Source organism: Pseudarthrobacter sp. MM222, from assembly GCF_947090775.1.
In the GTDB taxonomy this organism is placed as follows: domain Bacteria; phylum Actinomycetota; class Actinomycetes; order Actinomycetales; family Micrococcaceae; genus Arthrobacter.
Map to the genome: position 1 here is coordinate 3494295 of NZ_OX352321.1, position 18743 is coordinate 3513037.

Here is an 18743-nt window from a genome sequence, read left to right on the forward strand (position 1 = left end):
AGTTCCGACCGGAATGCGAGTGGGCGTTCCGGTCGGACTTGTCATATCACCAAGGGTGTAGCCGCCAGATTCCCGAGGGCCAGCTCCCTGGTTCCTCCCCGTGGTCCGGTACGGTTCCTCCCCGTGGTCCGGTACGTGGCGGTTACTGGTATGCCACGCGCCGGATCTGCAGCACTTCAGGTCCTGCCACCACGTTGGCCTTGATCCATTCGTTCACGCCGGCTGCGCCTTCGATGGTGACCCGGGTAAGGTTGGGCACGCTCCCCGAGATACCGTAGAAGGACAGCCATTTTGCACTCGTCAGCGGCCGGTCTTGCAGGTACACGTGAGTGTCGCCGTTGAACAGGAAGACAGGACGCTGGAAGCTCTTGCTTTCGCTCGCGATGGTGCGCACAATGTTTTGGAACGCGTTGCGGTACCCGGCACTCTGAGTGCCCGGTGCAAACATGTCGGCCTGGGTCATGAGGACGACGGCGCGGCTGTTGGCCGCCTTCGCCGAGGAGAACACGCTGCGGATCTGGGCGGTGACGGCGGCTACCCGGGCGGATACCTCGGCAAGCTGGGCAGTGGTCGCCTGTGTATAGCCCAAGCCGTTCCAGGGCACCAGATCGTTTTGCGATCCGACCACGTGCAGCGTCGAAACGGTCAGCCCCCCGGCCGCAAAGGAGACGTTCTCCTTGTAGCCTGATTGCGCCGTCACGGACAATTTGTTCTGACCCAAGGTCCGCCCGGCTGTGGGGAAGAAGACGGAGCGTACGGCGGACAACCGCTCCAAGGGATTGGCTCGGCCGACGCTCGCCCTGTGGCAGTCAGCCCACTCGTTGTCCCCCGGGGTGTAGACGAGAGGGTCCGCAAACCTTTCGAAGTTGGTTTTGATCCCCTGGTAGTAGGTCGTGGAGCAATTGCCCGTGCCGATGTCACCAAGGTGGCCGACCATGCGCACATCGGGGTCCGCGTTGATCTGACTGATTTTGCGGGGAAACAAACTTACTTCCGGGCTGCCGTAGGGAAGGTCACCGATCACCGCGAAACTGTAAGTTGTGGCGGCGCCGGCAACCCCGTTCACACTTCCCGAGATGCCCAGGCCAAGGACCAGGCCAACGCCCACCAATCGTGCAAATCTTTTCATTTGGATTCTCCTCATGGCATCCGGCGAAATTTGGCAACGGAGGTGGGCTGGTGCTTTTGCACGACAGGGTAGCGCGAGACTTCCGTGACAAAACGAGTAGTCCCTACTGGGGTGTGGGAGGGAGAGCACCCGGCAGCCCCGCCCTGGCGAGGGAACGGAACCCGGGCGCCAATGCTCCGCCAAGGCGGCGCGCGGATCCCCAGCGCCCCGCCGGCCCGTTTGGGCTGGCCGGGACCACCGTTGGACGAATCCGGCCGGAATGGGAGCTCTTATTCCGGCCCTTGCCGTCAGATCATCAGGATGCAGGATCTTCCGGCTTGCGTGCCCGCCATTCCTCCGCAAGGACGGCGTAGACCAGTTCCGTGGCCCACACACCCTTGTAGTGCCACTTGTCGACCTGCCTCGATTCCAGCCGCATGCCAAGGCGTTCGCACAGGGCGGCCGACGCGGTATTGAGCTCGTCCAGTTTGGCGTCGATCCGGTGGAAGGCCAGGTCCTCAAATCCGAGCTTCAGCAGCGCCCCGGCCGCTTCCGCGCCGATGCCCCGTCCCCGCGCCTCCGGGGCGAGGCTCCAGCCAATCTCGGCCTGACCACAGCCGGGCAGCCATTTCAGCACCACCTCGCCGAGCAGCATGCCCGGCGCAGCCGCGGCCTCGATGGCCAAGCAGATCCAGTCGCCCTCTTTCTCGAAGACAAAATTCGCGTACTTGCCCACGGACTCCATGGACTTGGTGTAGCTCTTTGCCTCCCCGGGCAGGAACCGGGCGGTTTCGGGCAGTGAATGGTAGGCGTGGTACGCGTCCAAGTCAGTGGCCTCAAAGCGGCGCAGCACCAGCCGGGCGGTGCGGATGGGCAGGTTCAGTTCGGTCATGCCCTCACGCTACCCATCGATTGCTCCGTAGCTGCCGTTATGAGCCCTCAAAAGGGCCGTTACGGAGCAACCGACGCGGCACCGACGACGGCGGCCGTTGCCTCGGCGATTGCGCGTTCCTCGTCGGTGGGCACCACGAGCACCGGCAGGGCCGAGGAGGGCGTGGAAATCACCCGCGGTTCCTTGGACCGCTGGCCGTTCAGGCCCGCATCAAGCTCCACGCCCAGCGCACCGAGCCGTTCCGCCACCAGGGCACGGAACTGGTGCGAGTTCTCGCCGATACCGGCAGTGAACACGAGGGCTTTCGCCCCGCCGACTGCCACATGGTAGCCGCCGATGTACTTCGCGAGCCGGTAGGAGGCGACGGCGAGAGCCATGGCAGCCTTGGCGTCACCCGCTTCCGCCGCCTCGACGACCGAGCGCATGTCGTTGTTGCCGGCCAGGCCCTTGAGGCCGGACTGCCGGTTGAGCATGGAATCGAGGTCCTCCGGGGACCACCCGGCCCGCGCGAGGAACACTAGGATGGACGGGTCCAGGTCGCCCGAGCGGGTGCCCATCACGAGGCCCTCCAGCGGCGTGAAGCCCATCGAGGTGTCGACTGACTCGCCCCCGCGGATCGCGGTGACGGAGGCGCCGTTGCCGAGGTGGGCGATGACGGCGTCGAACTCGTCCACCGGGACATCCAGCAGCGCTGCAGCCCGGTGCGCCACGTACCCGTGCGAGGTGCCGTGAAAGCCGTAGCGGCGGATGCCGTGCTCCGTGTACAGCGTTTCCGGCACCGCGTAGCGCCAGGCATACTCGGGCAAGGTGCGGTGGAAGGCGGTGTCGAACACGGCCACCTGGGGCAGGTCCGGCCACTTCTTCGAGATGGCGCGGATGCCGAGCACGTTGGCGGGGTTGTGCAGCGGCGCGAGCGGGTTGAGCCGCTCGATCGCCCGGGTGATCTCGTTGTTGACGAGCATCGGCTCGGCGAAGCGTTCTCCGCCGTGCACGACGCGGTGGCCCACGGCGTCCAGCACCCGGTCCCCCAGTGCCGCGTGGATGGCGGCGTCCACCTGTTCCAGGGCCTCCGCGTGGTCCCGGGGACCCACGATTTCGCCGTCGCCCTCGCCGCCGTTGCCCATGCCGATTCTTTCGACGAGCCCCTCGGCCAGCACGCTGCCGGCTTCGACGTCGCGGACCTGGTACTTGAGCGAGGACGAGCCTGAGTTGATGACGAGCACGAGCATGGGGCCTCCTAAGCCTTGGCTTCCGTGGGCTGGTTTTCGACAGAGCTGGGGGTGGCGGACGGGATGTCGGTGGACTGGATTTCGGTGGACTGGGCCTGGATCGCGGTGATGGCAACCGTGTTGACGATGTCCTCGACGGTGCACCCGCGGGAGAGATCGTTCACCGGCTTGCGCAGCCCCTGCAGCACCGGCCCGACGGCGACGGCCCCGGAGGACTGCTGCACCGCCTTGTACGTGTTGTTGCCGGTGTTCAGGTCCGGGAAGACGAAGACGGTCGCCTGCCCGGCCACCGAGGAGCCGGGCATCTTGGATTCGGCGATGGCGGCGTCGACTGCGGCGTCGTACTGGATGGGTCCTTCCACCGGGAGGTCCCGGCGCCGGCTGCGGACCAGCTCGGTGGCCTGCCGCACCTTGTCCACGGCTTCGCCGGTCCCGGAACCACCGGTGGAGTAAGAAAGCATGGCCACGCGCGGCTCCACGCCGAACTGCGCGGCGGTCTCGGCGGAGGCCAGGGCGATGTCCGCCAGCTGCTCATCGTTCGGATCCGGGTTCACGGCGCAGTCGCCGTACACCAGCACCCGGTCCGGCATCAGCATCAGGAACACAGAAGAGACGATCTTGACGCCTTCGCGGGTTTTCACGAACTCCAGCGCCGGGCGGATGGTGTGGGCAGTGGTGTGCGCGGCTCCGGACACCATGCCGTCCACCACGCCCAGCTGGACCATCATGGTGCCGAAATAGCTGCCGTCCAGCATGACTTCCTGCGCCTTGGCCAGGTCCACGCCCTTGTGGGCCCGCAATTTCGCGTATTCCTGCGCGAACCGTTCGCGGAGCTCCGAGGTGGCCGGGTCGATGATGTCGATGCCTGTGAGGTCGATGCCCTGGGTGGATGCGACCTCGCGGACCTCGGATTCCCGGCCCAGGACGGTCAGCCCGCAGACGTCGCGGCGGTGCAGGATTTCGGCCGCCCGCAGGATCCGGGCATCCTTGCCTTCCGGCAGGACGATGTGCCGGCGTTGCGAGCGGGCCCGCTCGATAAGCTCGTGCAGGAAGCGCAGCGGCGTCATCCGCTCGGGCCGCGGCAGGTGCAGCCGTTCGATCAATTCGGCCTCGTCCACACGTTTGGACCAGAGGCCCAGGGCTGAAGCCACTTTGCGGCGGTGCCCCGACCAGATTTCGCTGCGCACCTCGGAGACCCGCTTGGCCGTGACATAGGTATCGTCCCGGGCGGCGAACACCGGAAACGGCGCCTGCGCCAGGAGCGAATAGATGTTGGCCTCCGGGGCCAGGCCGCCGGTGAGGATGAGCGCGGACGGCACCGGGAACTCGGGCGAGAAGGAGGACGCGAGGCAGGCGACCAGCACGTCCGCCCGGTCGCCCGGCACAATCACCAGCGCGCCGTCGTCGAGCACGTGCAGGAAGTTGGCAACGCTCATGGCGGCCACCTTGATGGAGTGCACGTCGCGTTCCAGGTCGGGCAGCCCGGCCACCTGGCCGAGGCCCAGGGCCGCGGCGACCTCACCCGTGGTGGGGCGGGCGATGTCCTCGAGCTCCGGGAGGACATAGACGGGCCGGCCGCTGCTGCCGGGCCTAACTGCCGCGGCGATGGCGTCGACGGCCGCAGGTTCGGCGCGGTTGACCATGATGGCCAGGAGTGCGCACCTTTCGGCGAGGAGCTCCTTGCGGGCCACCTCGACGGCGTCAACGGCCTCCGCCACGGTCAGGCCCTTCGCCCCGACGACGGCGACGACGGGTGCGGCCAGGTTGTTCGCGAGCCGGGCGTTGAGGTCGAACTCGACGGCGGCATCCTGGCCGGTCAGGTCGGTCCCCTCGACGATCACGACGTCACAGTGTCGGGACATCTCGGCGAAAATCTCCACGCAGCGGGAGTCGATTTCCTCGCGTTTTCCTTCGGCGAGCAGGCCGCGGACCTCGGCGAAGGTCAGCGCGCCGCGGCAGCGGTCGTCGTCGAGGTCGAACCGGGCCTTCATCAAGGCGACCATGGGGTCCGAGGCAACATCGGAGCCGTTGACCACCGGCTTGAAGAAGCCGATGCGGTCCGCGTGCCGGTGCAGGGTGTCCGCCAGGCCCAGCGCGACCAGCGACTTTCCCGAGCCCGGAGTGGTCGCACTGACATAGATTCCTTTAGCCATGGCCCGCCCTTTGCTGGAATGTGGTGCTGCTTCATCCCACCCTACTTTCTCCGGCCGACAAGCCCACACCCGCTCTGCCGTGCCGGGTGCGGTGGCGGCTGCACACCCTGTCTCCTCTTGACAGTGGGCACCCAAATGGGATTACCTAATGAACATTCGGTAAATAAAGCTGGAGGCAATGGCGCATGGCTGAACTGACGATTTCCGGGAACATCCACCCGATCCTGAAGGACGACTATGCCTCGGAATGGATGGGCATCGAGGTCGTGGCACTGGACGATGGTCACGCCACGGTCCGCATGACCCTCCGGCAGGAAATGCTCAACGGCTTCGGTATGGCCCACGGCGGAATGATCTTCGCCTTCGGCGACACCGCCTTCGCGCTGGCGTGCAACCCCGTCAACCCCCTGCCAGGCGAGGACGCCAACATCACCGTCGCCGCCGGCGTCGACATCAACTTCCTGAAGCCGGCGTTCCGCGGCCAAGTGCTGACCGCCGTCGCAAACCGCCGGGCCAGCACTGGACGCAGCGGCTTGTACGACATCCAGATCTACGCCGCCGATCCCGCCCCTCCCGTCCCCGGCGCGGCGCCCCACACCCCCGGGGCCGACACAGCCACGGCTCCCGCAGCCACCCTACCCGGCCAGCTGCCCGCCGACACCGCCACCGGTGCCGCCGCAGCTGGGGAGCTCATCGCCGAGTTCCGCGGCCGCAGCCGCACCATCTCCAAGAAATAGAAACTTAGGACCCCAGATGACCCAAGAAACCGTCGCCGCCACCAGTGATGCCGTCCTGGACCGCGAAGAAACGATCTCCCGCGACGAGCTCGAGGCGCTGCAGCTCAGCCGCCTGCAGCACACCGTGGCCTACGCGTACGACCGCGTGCCCCTGTACAAGCGCAAGTTCGACGAGACCGGCGTCCACCCGACGGACCTTCGCGAGCTCGCCGACCTCGCCAAGTTCCCGTTCACCACGAAGGAAGACCTCCGCCTCGAATACCCCTTCGGCATGTTCGCCGTACCGCAGCGCGAAGTGGCCCGGATCCACGCCAGCTCCGGCACCACGGGGCGCGCCACCGTGGTCGGGTACACCAAGAAGGACCTCGCTGACTGGGCCAAGCTGGTGGCGCGTTCGTTCCGCGCTTCCGGGGTCCGTCCCGGCATGAAGGTCCATAACGCCTACGGCTACGGCCTGTTCACCGGCGGTATGGGCGCCCACGCCGGCGCCGAAGCCCTGGGCTGCACGGTCATCCCCATCTCCGGCGGCCAGACTGAACGCCAAATCACGCTCATCCAGGATTTCGAGCCCGACGTCATCCTGGCCACGCCGACGTACCTGCTGACGATTGCCGATGCCATGGTCAAGCAGGGAATCGACCCGGCCTCCACGTCGCTGAAGTACGCCGTGCTCGGCGCCGAACCGTGGACCGAGGAAATGCGCCACGAGCTGGAAGTGACGATGAACATCAAGGCCTGCGACATCTACGGCCTCTCCGAGGTCATGGGCCCAGGCGTGGCCGGCGAAGCGGTGGAAACCCAGGACGGCAGCCACATCTGGGAGGACCACTTCCGCCCCGAGATCATTGACGCCTTTAACCCCTCCGTCGTTCTCGGCGACGGAGAGCACGGCGAGCTGGTCTTCACCTCGCTCACCAAGGAAGCGCTGCCGATCATCCGGTACCGCACCAAGGACCTCACCCGGCTGTTGCCCGGCACGGCGCGCCCGGCGCACCGCCGCATGGGCCGGATTACCGGCCGGAGCGACGACATGATCATCTTGCGCGGCGTGAACCTGTTCCCCTCGCAGATCGAGGAGATCGCGCTGCGCATCCCGGAGCTAAGCCCGCACTTCCAGCTTGAGCTGACGCGCCCTGAGGGCCAGCGCATGGACCAGCTCACGGTGAAGATCGAACGCCGCGAATCCGTCACCCTGGCGGGAAGCGCCGCGGCGGCCAAAGCGCTCCAGCAGCAAATCAAGATCCAGGTGGGATCGACGTGCCGCGTGGACGTCGTGGAGCCCGGATCCCTGGAACGGTCCAACGGCAAGCTGCGCCGGATCTACGACCTGCGGCCGAAGGCCTGAACCGATCGTGAGAAACTAGCCACTATGCCCAGCACAGCAACCACCACGAAGCGCGGCCGCCCCGGTTATGACCAGCAGTCGGTGCTGTTGATCGCCGTCGACGTCTTCAACCGCCACGGCTACGACGCCACCTCGATGGGCATCCTTGCCGAGAACCTGGGTATCTCCAAGTCCGCGATCTACCACCACGTGCCGTCAAAGGGCGACCTCCTGAAACTTGCCCTGGACCATGCCCTTGGCGGGCTCGAGGCGATCCTGGACCAGCCCGGGGCCACCACCGGTTCGGCCGATGCGCGGCTGGAGTTCGTGGTCCGCCAGACCATCTCGGTGCTGGTTGAGCGGCTGCCCTTCGTGACGCTGCTGCTGCGCCTGCGCGGGAACACGGAGATCGAGCGGGACGCGCTGGAACGGCGCCGCACCTTCGACCACAAGGTAGCCGCCCTGATTTCCGAGGCCCGGGACGAGGGCACGCTCCGCCAGGATATCGACCCCCGCACCGTCACCCGCCTGCTGTTCGGCACCATCAACTCGATCGTCGAGTGGTACAAGCCCGGCGGCTCGCTGTCCCCGGAAAAGCTGGCCGACGACGTCATCACCATGGCGTTCCACGGCCTGCACGTCCCCCGCTAGGCCGGGACCTCCCCTACCGTCCCCCGGGGCTCATTGACGGCAGCGGGCCGCTGGGCCACGCTGTCAGGATGGCCACCAGATTATCGAAGGTGCTCACCGGCACTTTCCCCCAGTTGCGTTACGAACCCACTGCCAAAAGGATCCGTGCAAGTCTCGACGGAAAAGTCGTCGTCGATACGGTACGGGCTTGGCTGGTTTGGGAGCCCCGGCGGGTCACTCCCATCTTTGCCGTGCCGGAGCGGGAGCTGTTGGCGGAACTCGCCCCACCGGCACTGCCGGCGGCTGCTGTCGAGGAGCACGCCTTCGCCCTTCGGAAAGGGGAGGCCCCAACCTCGCTCGACCCCGGGACGAAGTTTGGCAGGCACACCTGCGCTGGCGAGGAACTCGACGTCGTAACGTCAGCGGCAACGGTTCCCCGGGGGGCCTTCCGTCCCGAGGACCCGGACCTGGCCGGCTACGTGGTGCTGGATTTCACCTCATTCGACTGGCTCGAGGACGACGAGGAGATCATCGGCCATCCCCGTGATCCGTTCCACCGCGTCGATATCCGCGCGTCGTCCGCAGCCGTGGAGGTGGCGCTCGACGGCGTGACACTGGCCAAGACGAACTGCGCGCAGTTGCTCTACGAGACGCTGCTTCCGGTGCGGTACTACATCCCGCCGTCGGATGTGCGGCTGGACCTGATGAAGGAGAGCCCCAAGCGGACCGTTTGCCCCTACAAGGGCCAGGCGAGTTATTGGAGCTACCCGGCGTCCGGGCAGGGCCTGAACGTCGCATGGAGCTATGACCGGCGGTTCCGCGACGCCGTCCAGATCCACGGCCTTATCAGTTTCTTCAACGAGAGAGTGGACCTGAGTGTCGATGGCGTGCTCCAGCCCCGCCCCGTGACGCCGTGGTCCGCCCCACCGAAATGACAGATGACGGCAGTCCGGGGGTCCGGTACTGCCGTCATCTGTCATCCCGCGTAACTGGCGCCTGCTCGCTTCCAGCAGCCGGGTTCAGAGCTGGTAATCCGCCTGCGTGGTGATGTTCTCGTGCACGCAGAGAATGTTGTGCTCCGAATCCATAAACCAGGCGCACTTCTCCGAATCTGTTGTACAAATGTGGTTCTCGGTCTTGAGGTCCGGGAGGTCGTAGTCCTGGAACCGGACTCCCTTGGATTCCATCTCCTGGACTGTCTTCTCAATCTCACTGACTTCGAAGCTCAGGGCGGTGTGCTCGGAATGCTTTCCGTCCCTGACCGGCATGAGCTGCAGCATGGGGCCGTCGCCGCTGCCGAATAGTTCGCTCCCATCGTCCGCCACTCCACGGTGCGGGAGACCGAGCGTCTCTGCATAGAAACGCCGCGCGCGTTCTGCATCATCGACTGGCAGGACTGTTGTGGCTTTGTTGAGTACTAGGGTCATTTCGCCACCTCCTACGATCAAGATTTTACGCCGGGGCGGGGTGGAAAGAGCCTGCTACTTGCGCCCCCGAACAGGCGACGCACCCTCTGCCCCCTCTTTGGTTGCTCTATCACTCGTGGCTGCCATTCCGGCGTTTTGGCAGCCACGAGTGATAGAGCAACGGGAGGGGGGTCCGGAGAGCTATTTCTCCACGAGGGTCAGGACGTCGTAGGTCGCCACGATTTCGTCGTTCTGGTTGGTCAGGACGGCGTCCCAGGCCACCTCACCGTATTCGTCGGTCTCGCGCGGGGTGATCTTCTTGGCCGTCAGGGTGACCCGGATGGAGTCGCCGGCGGCCACCGGGGTGATGAAGCGCAGGTTTTCCAGGCCGTAGTTGGCCAGGACAGGGCCCGGTGCGGGCTCCACGAAGAGTCCGGCGCCCCAGGCCAGCAGCAGGTAGCCGTGCGCCACGATGCCCGGGAAGAACGGGTTGGCCGCTGCCGCCTCCTGGTTGGTGTGGGCGTAGAAGGTGTCACCGGTGGAGTTAGCGAACTTCGTGATCTCCTCCAGGGAGACTTCGCGCAGCTCGGAGCGGATGGCGTCGCCGATGTGCAGCGTGCTCAGGGACTTCCGGAACGGGTGCAGGCCTTCCGTGTCCAGGGTGAAGTTGCGGTCCGCACCGGTATGCCAGACGCCCGTGACGGCGGTCAGCATGTTCGGGGAGCCCTGGATGGCGGTGCGCTGCATGTGGTGCATGACCGAGCGGATGCCGCCAAGCTCCTCGCCTCCGCCGGCGCGGCCCGGACCGCCGTGGACCAGGTGCGGGACCGGTGAGCCGTGGCCGGTGGAGCTGCGGGCATCCTCGCGGTTGAGCATCAGGACACGGCCGTGGTGGGCGGCGATGCCTGTGACGAGTTCACGGGCCACGTCCGGGTCGTTGGTGCAGACCGAGGCGACCAGGGAGCCGCCGCCCCGGGCGGCGAGGCGGACGGCGTCGGCCAGGTCCGTATAGCCGATCACCGAGGACACGGGGCCGAATGCTTCAAGCGAATGGACCTCTTCGGCTTCCGGATCGGCCCAGCTCAGCAGCACGGGGGACATAAAGGCGCCGTCCTCGACAACGCCCACCGTCCCGTCGGTGGAGGTGACCTTCGGCGAATCGAGCGTGCCGTACGCGAGTTCACCGCCGGCGTCGAGCATGGTCTGGACGGCCGCGCGGACGTCGGCGAGCTGCTCGCGGGAGGCCAGGGCACCCATGGTGACCCCCTCGGCGCGGGGGTCGCCCAGCACGACGCGTTCCCGGATCCGCGCCCCGACGGCGGCAACGACGTCGGATACCAGTTCCTGCGGCACGATCGCGCGGCGGATGGAGGTGCACTTCTGGCCGGCCTTGGCCGTCATCTCGGTGACGAGGGACTTGACGAAGGCGTCGAATTCCGGCGTGCCCTTGACGGCATCCGGGCCCAGGATCGCGGCGTTGAGCGAGTCGGTTTCGGAGGTGAAGCGGACCCCGCCCTGGACCACGTTGGCGTGGGACTTGAGCGTGTTCGCAGTGGACGCGGAGCCGGTGAAGGCCACGAGGTCTCGGTAGTCGAGGTGGTCCAGCAAGGTGCGGACGGACCCCGAGATCAGCTGCAGCGAGCCCTTGGGCAGGATGCCGGACTCGTCGATGGCCTTGACCACGGCCGCGGCCACGTAGCCGGTGGGGGTGGCGGGCTTGACGATGGTCGGCACACCGGCGAGGAAGGCCGGGGCGAGCTTCTCGAGCATGCCCCAGACCGGGAAGTTGAAGGCATTGATCTGCACGGCCACGCCGGGGATGCGCGTGTAGATGTGCTCGCCGGCGAAGGAGCCGTCCTTGGACAACACCTCCATGGGGCCGTCCACCACCACCTGGGAGTTGGGAAGCTCACGCCGGCCCTTGGAGCCGAAGGTGAAGAGCACGCCGATGCCGCCGTCGATGTCGATCATCGAGTCGATCTTCGTGGCGCCGGTCTGGGCCGAAAGAGCGTAGAACTCGTCGCGGCGGCCGTTGAGGTACTGCGCCAGCTCCTTGAGTTTGAGCGCGCGCTGGTGGAAGGTCAACTTGCCCAGTCCCGCCTGCCCGGTGGAGCGTCCGTAGTCGACGACGGCGCCGAGGTCGAGCCCTTCGGTGCTCACCCTGGCCAGGAGTTCGCCGGTACTTGCGTCGAGGACGGGAGACGCACCCGCCGCGGAGCCGGCCTCGGGAGTCCACCAGGAATCCCGAATGAAACTGGGAACGATGTCGACAGTGTCTACTGTGGATTCCGGGGCAGTTGCAGTGGTGGTCATCGTTGACGGGTCCTTCCAACGCGGGGCAAGATCAACACGGCCAGAACATTACTGACCGTCCGTTCGGTAATATGTCTACAGTACATGAATGAGGCCTGCCGCACACTAGTTGGGGCAGCACAGACCGGCCTGAGCCATCCGGCCACAAAGGAGAAGCCATGATGCCCGAGCCGCGGAATGCAGAGTTGTGGAAGATCACGCTCGGCGAACTGGACGAGAAGATGGGCGTGAAAATCGTCGAGGAATCGGTCGAGCGCGTCGTTGCGACCATGCCGGTGGAGGGGAACCGGCAGTCATTCGGCCTGCTCCACGGCGGCGCCTCGCTGGCCGTCGGCGAGGCGGTGGGCTCCTGGGCAGCCGTCATTCACGCCAGTACGCTCGGGAAGACGGCCGTGGGCGTGGACGTCTCGGCCACCCACCACAAATCCGCGCGGGAGGGGATCATCACCATCACAGCCACCCCCATTCACCTCGGCGGGACTGTGACCACCCACGAAGTCGTGATCACCAACGAGGCCGGCCAGCGGCTTTGCACGCTGCGGATCACCAACCTGCTGCTGGACCGCAAGGACTGAGTCCTGGCTTCGCGGGGACGTTCGGCGGAGAGGCGACCTCAGGCTTGGGGCGCCGTCGCCGTCCGCTTGCGCCGGCCCAGCACAAGGAGCGCCGCGCCGAGCAGGAGCGAACCGGCCGCGAGAACGGCCGTCGGCAGGATGGAACCGCCCCCGGTATTGGCCAGCTGGCCCGGGGTGCCCGCCGGGAACACGGCGGCCGGCGCCGGCACGGCCGGCTCCGACGGAGCGGCGGGCGCGGCCGGCTCGGCCTGCGCATTGATAGTGAACGTGGCGAGCAAGGCGTCTGAAGCCACGCCCTCGACCGACTGGCTCGCGGATAGACCGTGAACTCCGGGAGCCAGTCCCGCCGGGAACGGCAGGCTCCAGCGGCCGCCCTCGGCGGTAGTGGTCCCCGCGGGCGACCCGTCGACTGTGAGCGTCACCTGAGCGCCGTCAAGGCCGGTCCCCGAGATCGTTCCGGGAAGCGAGGACTGTTCGAACTGTCCGCCTTCGTGGACTGTGGAGACGGCCGGGGCCGGCGGGGCGACGGTGAAGTTACGGACAGCGAGTGGGCTGTCTGTATGCTGCGGGGCGTTCTGCGCTGCCGTCACCGTGAGCTGGCCGTAGACCGGTTTGCCGGCCAATCCGATGCTCCAGCGGCCGTCCGGCGAGACCGTGTCCGTTCCGGTGGCGTCGCCGGTAAGCGTCACCGTGAGCCCGGGCGTTCCTGTCCCGTCAATGCGGTCCACACTCTTGAGGGCAGCTCCCTCGGCGGGGCTGGTGATGACCGGTGCGGCCAGCTCGGAGACCTCGATCGAGAACGAGGCCTTTCCTGACCCGCTGAACCCGTTCACGGTCTCGGCGGAAAACCGGAGGGGTCCGGTGGACGACGGCGCCGGGAAGGACCAGTTTCCCGAGGCGTCGACCGGAACTTCAACCGGCGGAACAGCGGGATCACCGGCAATGGTCACGCGGACTTTCGAGTTGGCTGCCACGGCAGAGGCCGGGGCAGCCGGTACGCGGCCGGCGACGGGTTGCCCCGCCGTCACGGTCTGGTCCTCGGGCGCCAGGAGCTCCGGTTTGTTCAGGAAGAGCTGCAGCTGAACGCCGCCGGGAATCCGGGCAAGGGAGTCTTCCAGTGTTGTTGCGATGGCGAAGTTTTCGGTGGCCCCCACGCCGTCGCCGGCGGAATGGGTTCCCACGGCAAAGTTGCCGCTGATCCAGGGGCCGCCCGAGTCGCCGCCGCTGGACTGGACATCCTTGGACAGGAAGCCCCGGAATGCCCGAAGGTCGGCCGGATCAGGGGTGGTGCCCCCGACGACATAGATTCCCAGTTCCTGCACCGTGCCGCAGGACCAGCCCGTGGTCCGTCCGGAGCGGCACACCTGCTGGCCCTCGAACGGGGCAACCATTCCGATGATCCTGACGGCGGTGGGGCCGGGGTCGGACGCAGGGTCGACTGGGTTGCCGGCAGCCCACACGGTCGCGGAAGGCTGGATGTCGATGCCCTTCCGGAGCGATTCGATGACCGCGATGTCAGTTCCGACGTTGCCCGGGTTGTTCTCGTCGCCGGTGATCCAGGAGCTCTGGTCGCCGCCGAACTGGCTGAAACCGAAGGTGCCGAGTGCCGGGTAGCTGGGAGCCGAGGGGACGGCCGTTCCGGAGGCAGGGGCCGAGCTCCGCGGCTCGACGCTCGCTCTCTTGGCGTTGCCGTCCTGGGTGCAGTGTCCCGCCGTCAGCACCACCGGCTTGCCGTCGGGATCGAAGGCGCCGAATCCGGCCGAGCAGATGGCGTTCGCTTCCGTGACGTAGCCCTGCCCGCCGAAGACGTCCTCCTCGGTGGCAATCGGGGAACCTTTCTCCAGCGCCACGTTGGCGTAGCGGGCCACGAAGTCGGCCGGCGAAACCTTCCCGGGCGCTGTTCCGGCTGGCGCCGCCTTCGAACCGGCCCCGCCGGCCAGGACGGCTTCGGCAGACAGTCCGGCCTCGGCCGTGTTCTCTCCCCCGGTGCGGATGATGAAGCGGCCGTCCGAGTAAGCGACCGCCTGGAGTCCGGCGGTGCCGACCTCGCGGACGAAGGCCTCGAACAGCTGCTCGGTGCTGGAGGCCACAAGCTCGGCCGCCGAGCTCTTGGCCTCAGGCGTGGCGGCCGGCGCTAGCGGCGTATCCGAGGGAACCGCGGCCGGGGTTGCGGTTGCTGCCGGGGCTGCGGTTGCTGCGGTTGCCGGGACGGTCCCCGGGGCCGCGAGCATGAAATCTGCCGGGCCCGCCTGGTTCAACTCGTCCACCCGGGACTGCAGTTCGGATCCGGCGCCCTCGACTACGATCCGGCCACCGTTCAGCTTCACCGCGGCGTAGCCCGGGAGCTTCTGCAGCGACGGCAACGCGTCGGCGGCGCGCTTTGCCTGTTCACCCGCGGCATTGAATTCGCCGAGCGTCATGCCGAGGTCCCGCAGGACGGCCTGCGCGAGACCGGCATCGCTGGGGGCCGGAGTCGCCGGCGCCGGCGCCTTCGGCGCAGCAGAAGACGCCACCGCCGCCGTCGCGGAGGCCGGCGCCGTCGCGGAGGCGGACGCCGCCGTCGCGGGTTCCGGATCACCAATGGCGAGCGCCGGAACGGCATTGAACGAGCCGGCCAGGGCAAGGGCGGCAGCCGATACTGCCCGCAGGGCCAGCTGAATCTTCGGAGTCTTCACCCGGCTACCTTATCTGCCCAGGTGGATCCGGATGGCTGTAAGCTCCCGTTCCGTCACGCCGTTGCGTCGGAGAAACTCCTCCGTCTTCAGGGCGCGGAGAAATCCGAGGAGGCTTTCGCCGCGCTCCTCGAGCAGGGGCCGCAGCACCTCTTCCGGCAGGTAGCGTTCGTGCGGATGCGGCGTGGCGGACCGCCGGTGATGCTCGTTGATTCCCTGCATTGCGCGCTGGTAGCCGCGCACAATCGCCTCCTCGCTGTCTCCGGCGAGTTCCTGGAGCATGGCGGCGATCATCCCGCTCCGGTCCCGTCCCGCCGAACAATGGATCACGACGCCGCCGTGCGCCGCCGCGACTGCCTTGAACACCCCCGCCAACCTGTCGGGGAAAATCCGGGCGTTGTCCGCGTAGGACGCGGGATTGTTCAGGTACGGCCCGCAGATCTGCCGGAACTCGCTGTTCCCGGCGTCCTCCGTGGGAGCCAGTACGACGTCGAACGCCGCCAGCGTCGCCGCGCTCACCGGCGGGTCGGTCTCCCGGCCCTGCCGCTCCTCCGAGTTTCGAAGGTCGATGACCGTACGGACGCCCACGTCGAAGGCCTGCCGCCAGCCTGCTTCGGTGAGCCATTCCCGGCGGCCCATGCGGAACACGCCGCCGGCAACATGCCACCCGTTCACCGCTCCCTCCCACTGCACGGAACGCCCGGATTCTTCCATGCCGCCAGCTAATCACAGGCAACCGGGTAGTTGGCATCGGAAAAACAAAGTAGTGGGGCCGGCTACGCGACCCGGCAAACAAGTATTAACCACCGTGTCCTGCCCTTGGCCCCGCGCGTAATGTGGCCGCATGACTGTCGGGGGCGCGCAAGGCAGGTACGCTCCGGTGGTCTGTCCGCCAGCGGGATTCCCGGGAGATTCCGTTGGCCGCCGCCGCTCGGTGCGCCCGCTGGATTCTCCCGCTGGACCGGATTCAAAGGGGACTCACTCATGAACGACTTGTCATTCGCGCGCTGGTCGGCGCGTTTCGCGGCCGCCGGGGCCGCGCTCGCGCTGGTAGCCGGTTTCACCGCCGCACCCGCAACCGCCGCGCCGGGCACTTCGCAGGCTCCCCCGCCCGTCTACATCGCCCTGGGCGACTCCTATGCCGCCGGCACAGGCGGCGGGGCGTACATCGCGCCCCCGTCCGGCCTCCCGGGTGAGTGCCTGCAGACCGCGGCGGCCTATCCGGTTCTCCGAAACGCCACGCTTAATCTGGGCTGCGCCGGGGCCACCACCCTCGATGTGGCCGCCGTCGCTGAGCGCTATGCCCCGGCCCTGAAGAGCGCCTCGGTGGTAACCGTGACGGTCGGAGGGAACGACGTCGACGCCGTCCAGTCCGCCGTCGCATGTACGGTCTCGCCCGGCTCGGCTGCCTGCACCGCTGCTCTGTACAACTCCCTCGGGGTGAAGCTTCGCGAATTGCCCGGCAAGATCAAGGCCATGCTGGACACCGTCAAGAAGAAGGCACCCCAGGCGCGGATTGTCCTGACCGGGTACCCCCGGCTGTTCACCGTCAGCGCGGCGTTTACGGCCGAGCAGAACCAGGCGGTCCGGATGATGAATGCGTCCGCCGATCTGCTCAACGCCACTATCGGCTACTCGGCCCTGGTCAACAGGGTCAAGTATGTCAGCGTCACCGAGCGGTTCACCGGCCACGGAATCGGTTCCGCTGATCCTTGGATCGTTCCGCCGGCGGGACTTTGCGACCCCGCAGTCAATTGCAGTCCGAGCCCGTTCGATCCCTTCCATCCCACGGCAACCGGCTATTCCCAGGGCTACGCCGCAGCGCTGGCTGCGGCACGGATCCCCTAGCCAGGCGCGCTAGCGTCGCCCGGCCAGCCGGAATTCCAGCCCGTTCCGGACCATCGGCCATTCGTGTTCCAGGATGGAAAAGACCACGGTGTCCCGCAGGGCGCCGTCGGCGGAGCGGGAATGGCTGCGCAGCACGCCGTCCTGCTTGGCCCCGAGCCGTGCGATGGCTTCCCGGGACTGGTGGTTGAGCCAGTGTGTCCGGAACTCGACCGCTGGGCAGCCCAGCGTGTCGAAGGCGTGCGCCAGCAGCAGCAGCTTGGAGTCCGGGTTGCTGCCGCTGCCGTGCGAGGACGCCGCGTTCCAGGTGGAGCCGATCTCCACTCGGGGCGTGTCGGCGTCGATGTTCATGTAGGTGGTCATCCCGATCACCTTGCCCGGGCCTCCGGTGGCCGGATCAACCAACCTCGTGGTGAAGGGGAGCATGGAGCCGCGTTCCTGGAGAGTCACGCGCCGGCTGATTTCAGCCGCCATCTGTTCGGGTGCGGGGACCCCGGTGTACCAAAGTTTCCACAACTCGCCGTCCCGGACCGCCTCGACGAGGCCGTCGTGGTGGTCCTCGCGCAGCGGCTCAAGGACGACGTACCTGCCGGTCAGGGTGAGGGGTTCCAGAAAAGTCACTCCACCAGCCTAGGCCAGCCCCGCGCCGCACCGTAGGCTGAAAAGGTCCACCGCCGGATGATGCCGGATAACACCGGCATTCCGGCGGACCGCATCAGCGCAGCCAGCGAGGGAGTCGACGTGTCAGGACCTAATCCGGATCCGCAGGACGACAAGATCACAGGTCTGGAACCCGGCGGCGGTGTCCCTCCGGGCGAGACACCGCCCGGAGAAGGCTCCGTCGCGGGCACGCACGAGCCTACCCAGCGCGGGTCCGGAAAAGGCATGCAGGTCTTTTGGATCGCGGCCATCCTAGGTGGCGTCCTGCTGTTCCTGCTCTACTTCGTCGGCTACATCGTGGGCCTGCTCTAGCCATAGGGCAGGCTAGTCGGCCCACTCGAAGAAGCCCTTGCCGGTCTTCCGGCCCAGCTCGCCGCGTGCCACCTTGTCGCGCAGGATCTGCGGCGGCGCAAAGCGTTCGCCCAGGGTGGAGGCAAGGTATTCCGCGATGCCCAGGCGGACGTCGAGGCCCACGATATCCGTGGTCCGCAGCGGGCCGGTGGGGTGCTTGTAGCCAAGCACCATGGCGTTGTCGATGTCCTCGGCCGAGGCCACGCCTTCTTCCACCATGCGCATCGCCTCAAGGGCGATGGCCACGCCCAGCCTGGAGGACGCGAAGCCCGGGGCGTCTTTGACGACGACGGCGGTCTTGCCGAGCGCCGCCACCCAGCCACGCGCCGCCCGGGCCAGCTGCTCGGAGGTGTGTTCGCCGAGTACGACCTCGATGAGAGTCGACGCCGGCACCGGGTTGAAGAAGTGCAGGCCCAGGAAATTCTGCGGCCGCGCCAGTTCGCGGGCCAGCCCGTTGACGGACAACGAGGATGTGTTGGACGCGAGGTAGGCGTCAGCGGCCAGTCGCTCCTCAATCCCGCGGAGCGACGAAACCTTCAGGTCCCAGTCTTCGGGCACCGCCTCGATGACCAGCTGGCGGTCCTTGAAATCGTCGTAGTCCGCCGTCACGGACAGCCGGGAGACCAGCTCATCGAGGGTGGCGCCGGTGGTGCCGCGTTCGATGCTTCTGGCTGCCGCACCCTCTACCCGCTGGCGGGCAGCCCTCGCGGCTTCCTCGTCCCGCTCCACCACGAGGACGCCGGCCCCGTTGATCAGGAAAGCGTGGGCAATGCCGGCGCCCATGCGGCCGCCGCCCAGCACGCCGACGGTTGCGGGCAGGTTCGCTGGGATTGCGGTGTCGCTCATGT

Annotated in this window: 17 protein-coding genes; 7 read left to right on the forward strand and 10 right to left on the reverse strand. The window is 67.2% G+C overall.

Annotated features, from left to right (window positions below; translation table 11 throughout):
• Positions 1 to 142 precede the first annotated feature (142 nt).
• The 4 genes from OM977_RS15965 to pta form a co-directional block, all read right to left on the reverse strand.
• Entirely contained in the window at positions 143 to 1108 is a 966-nt protein-coding gene (locus OM977_RS15965) for a hypothetical protein (RefSeq protein ID WP_264354874.1), read from the reverse strand.
• 316 nt (positions 1109 to 1424) lie between these two features.
• Complete coding sequence (locus OM977_RS15970; protein ID WP_264354875.1) at positions 1425 to 2000, reverse strand: GNAT family N-acetyltransferase; 576 nt, start codon at positions 1998 to 2000, stop codon at positions 1425 to 1427.
• 59 nt (positions 2001 to 2059) lie between these two features.
• Positions 2060 to 3229, reverse strand: a complete 1170-nt coding sequence (locus tag OM977_RS15975) for an acetate kinase (RefSeq protein WP_264354876.1) — start codon at positions 3227 to 3229, stop codon at positions 2060 to 2062.
• A gap of 8 nt (positions 3230 to 3237) precedes the next feature.
• Positions 3238 to 5382: a phosphate acetyltransferase gene (pta, locus tag OM977_RS15980; RefSeq protein ID WP_264354877.1), complete on the reverse strand. Its 2145-nt coding sequence runs from the start codon at positions 5380 to 5382 to the stop codon at positions 3238 to 3240.
• Positions 5383 to 5567: 185 nt separating this feature from the next.
• On the opposite strand from pta, the gene OM977_RS15985 reads away from it, so the two are divergent.
• The 4 genes from OM977_RS15985 (at position 5568) to OM977_RS16000 (ending at position 9008) form a co-directional block, all read left to right on the forward strand.
• Positions 5568 to 6119: a hotdog fold thioesterase gene (locus OM977_RS15985; protein ID WP_264354878.1), complete on the forward strand. Its 552-nt coding sequence runs from the start codon at positions 5568 to 5570 to the stop codon at positions 6117 to 6119.
• A gap of 16 nt (positions 6120 to 6135) precedes the next feature.
• On the forward strand, positions 6136 to 7464 hold the full coding sequence (gene paaK, locus OM977_RS15990) for a phenylacetate--CoA ligase PaaK (protein ID WP_264354879.1): 1329 nt from the start codon (positions 6136 to 6138) through the stop codon (positions 7462 to 7464).
• A gap of 24 nt (positions 7465 to 7488) precedes the next feature.
• On the forward strand, positions 7489 to 8094 hold the full coding sequence (locus tag OM977_RS15995) for a TetR/AcrR family transcriptional regulator (RefSeq protein WP_264354880.1): 606 nt from the start codon (positions 7489 to 7491) through the stop codon (positions 8092 to 8094).
• 68 nt (positions 8095 to 8162) lie between these two features.
• On the forward strand, positions 8163 to 9008 hold the full coding sequence (locus tag OM977_RS16000; RefSeq protein ID WP_264354881.1) for a DUF427 domain-containing protein: 846 nt from the start codon (positions 8163 to 8165) through the stop codon (positions 9006 to 9008).
• Between the two features lie 84 nt (positions 9009 to 9092).
• Here OM977_RS16000 and OM977_RS16005 read toward each other — a convergent pair whose 3' ends face one another.
• Together OM977_RS16005 and paaZ are read right to left on the reverse strand one after the other, a co-directional pair.
• On the reverse strand, positions 9093 to 9500 hold the full coding sequence (locus tag OM977_RS16005) for a VOC family protein (RefSeq protein ID WP_264354882.1): 408 nt from the start codon (positions 9498 to 9500) through the stop codon (positions 9093 to 9095).
• Between the two features lie 180 nt (positions 9501 to 9680).
• Positions 9681 to 11792 (reverse strand): phenylacetic acid degradation bifunctional protein PaaZ, encoded by a 2112-nt coding sequence (paaZ, locus tag OM977_RS16010; protein ID WP_264354883.1) that lies wholly within the window; start codon positions 11790 to 11792, stop codon positions 9681 to 9683.
• 158 nt (positions 11793 to 11950) lie between these two features.
• Between paaZ and OM977_RS16015 the strand changes: the two genes are divergently transcribed.
• The gene (locus OM977_RS16015) at positions 11951 to 12367 is read left to right on the forward strand and encodes a PaaI family thioesterase (protein WP_264354884.1); all 417 of its coding nucleotides are present in this window, start codon (positions 11951 to 11953) and stop codon (positions 12365 to 12367) included.
• Positions 12368 to 12405: 38 nt separating this feature from the next.
• Here OM977_RS16015 and OM977_RS16020 read toward each other — a convergent pair whose 3' ends face one another.
• Positions 12406 to 15042, reverse strand: a complete 2637-nt coding sequence (locus tag OM977_RS16020) for a trypsin-like serine protease (RefSeq protein WP_264354885.1) — start codon at positions 15040 to 15042, stop codon at positions 12406 to 12408.
• Between the two features lie 9 nt (positions 15043 to 15051).
• Entirely contained in the window at positions 15052 to 15753 is a 702-nt protein-coding gene (locus OM977_RS16025; RefSeq protein ID WP_264354886.1) for a tyrosine-protein phosphatase, read from the reverse strand.
• Between the two features lie 270 nt (positions 15754 to 16023).
• Here OM977_RS16025 and OM977_RS16030 point away from each other — a divergent pair, with 270 nt between their 5' ends.
• Positions 16024 to 16887: an SGNH/GDSL hydrolase family protein gene (locus tag OM977_RS16030; protein WP_264354887.1), complete on the forward strand. Its 864-nt coding sequence runs from the start codon at positions 16024 to 16026 to the stop codon at positions 16885 to 16887.
• 9 nt (positions 16888 to 16896) lie between these two features.
• Here OM977_RS16030 and OM977_RS16035 read toward each other — a convergent pair whose 3' ends face one another.
• A complete protein-coding gene (locus tag OM977_RS16035; RefSeq protein ID WP_264354888.1) occupies positions 16897 to 17505 on the reverse strand; it encodes a GNAT family N-acetyltransferase in 609 nt (202 codons plus the stop codon).
• Positions 17506 to 17625: 120 nt separating this feature from the next.
• On the opposite strand from OM977_RS16035, the gene OM977_RS16040 reads away from it, so the two are divergent.
• A complete protein-coding gene (locus OM977_RS16040; RefSeq protein ID WP_264357451.1) occupies positions 17626 to 17856 on the forward strand; it encodes a DUF6480 family protein in 231 nt (76 codons plus the stop codon).
• A gap of 12 nt (positions 17857 to 17868) precedes the next feature.
• Here OM977_RS16040 and OM977_RS16045 read toward each other — a convergent pair whose 3' ends face one another.
• Entirely contained in the window at positions 17869 to 18741 is an 873-nt protein-coding gene (locus OM977_RS16045; RefSeq protein WP_264354889.1) for a 3-hydroxyacyl-CoA dehydrogenase family protein, read from the reverse strand.
• Positions 18742 to 18743: the final 2 nt, after the last annotated feature.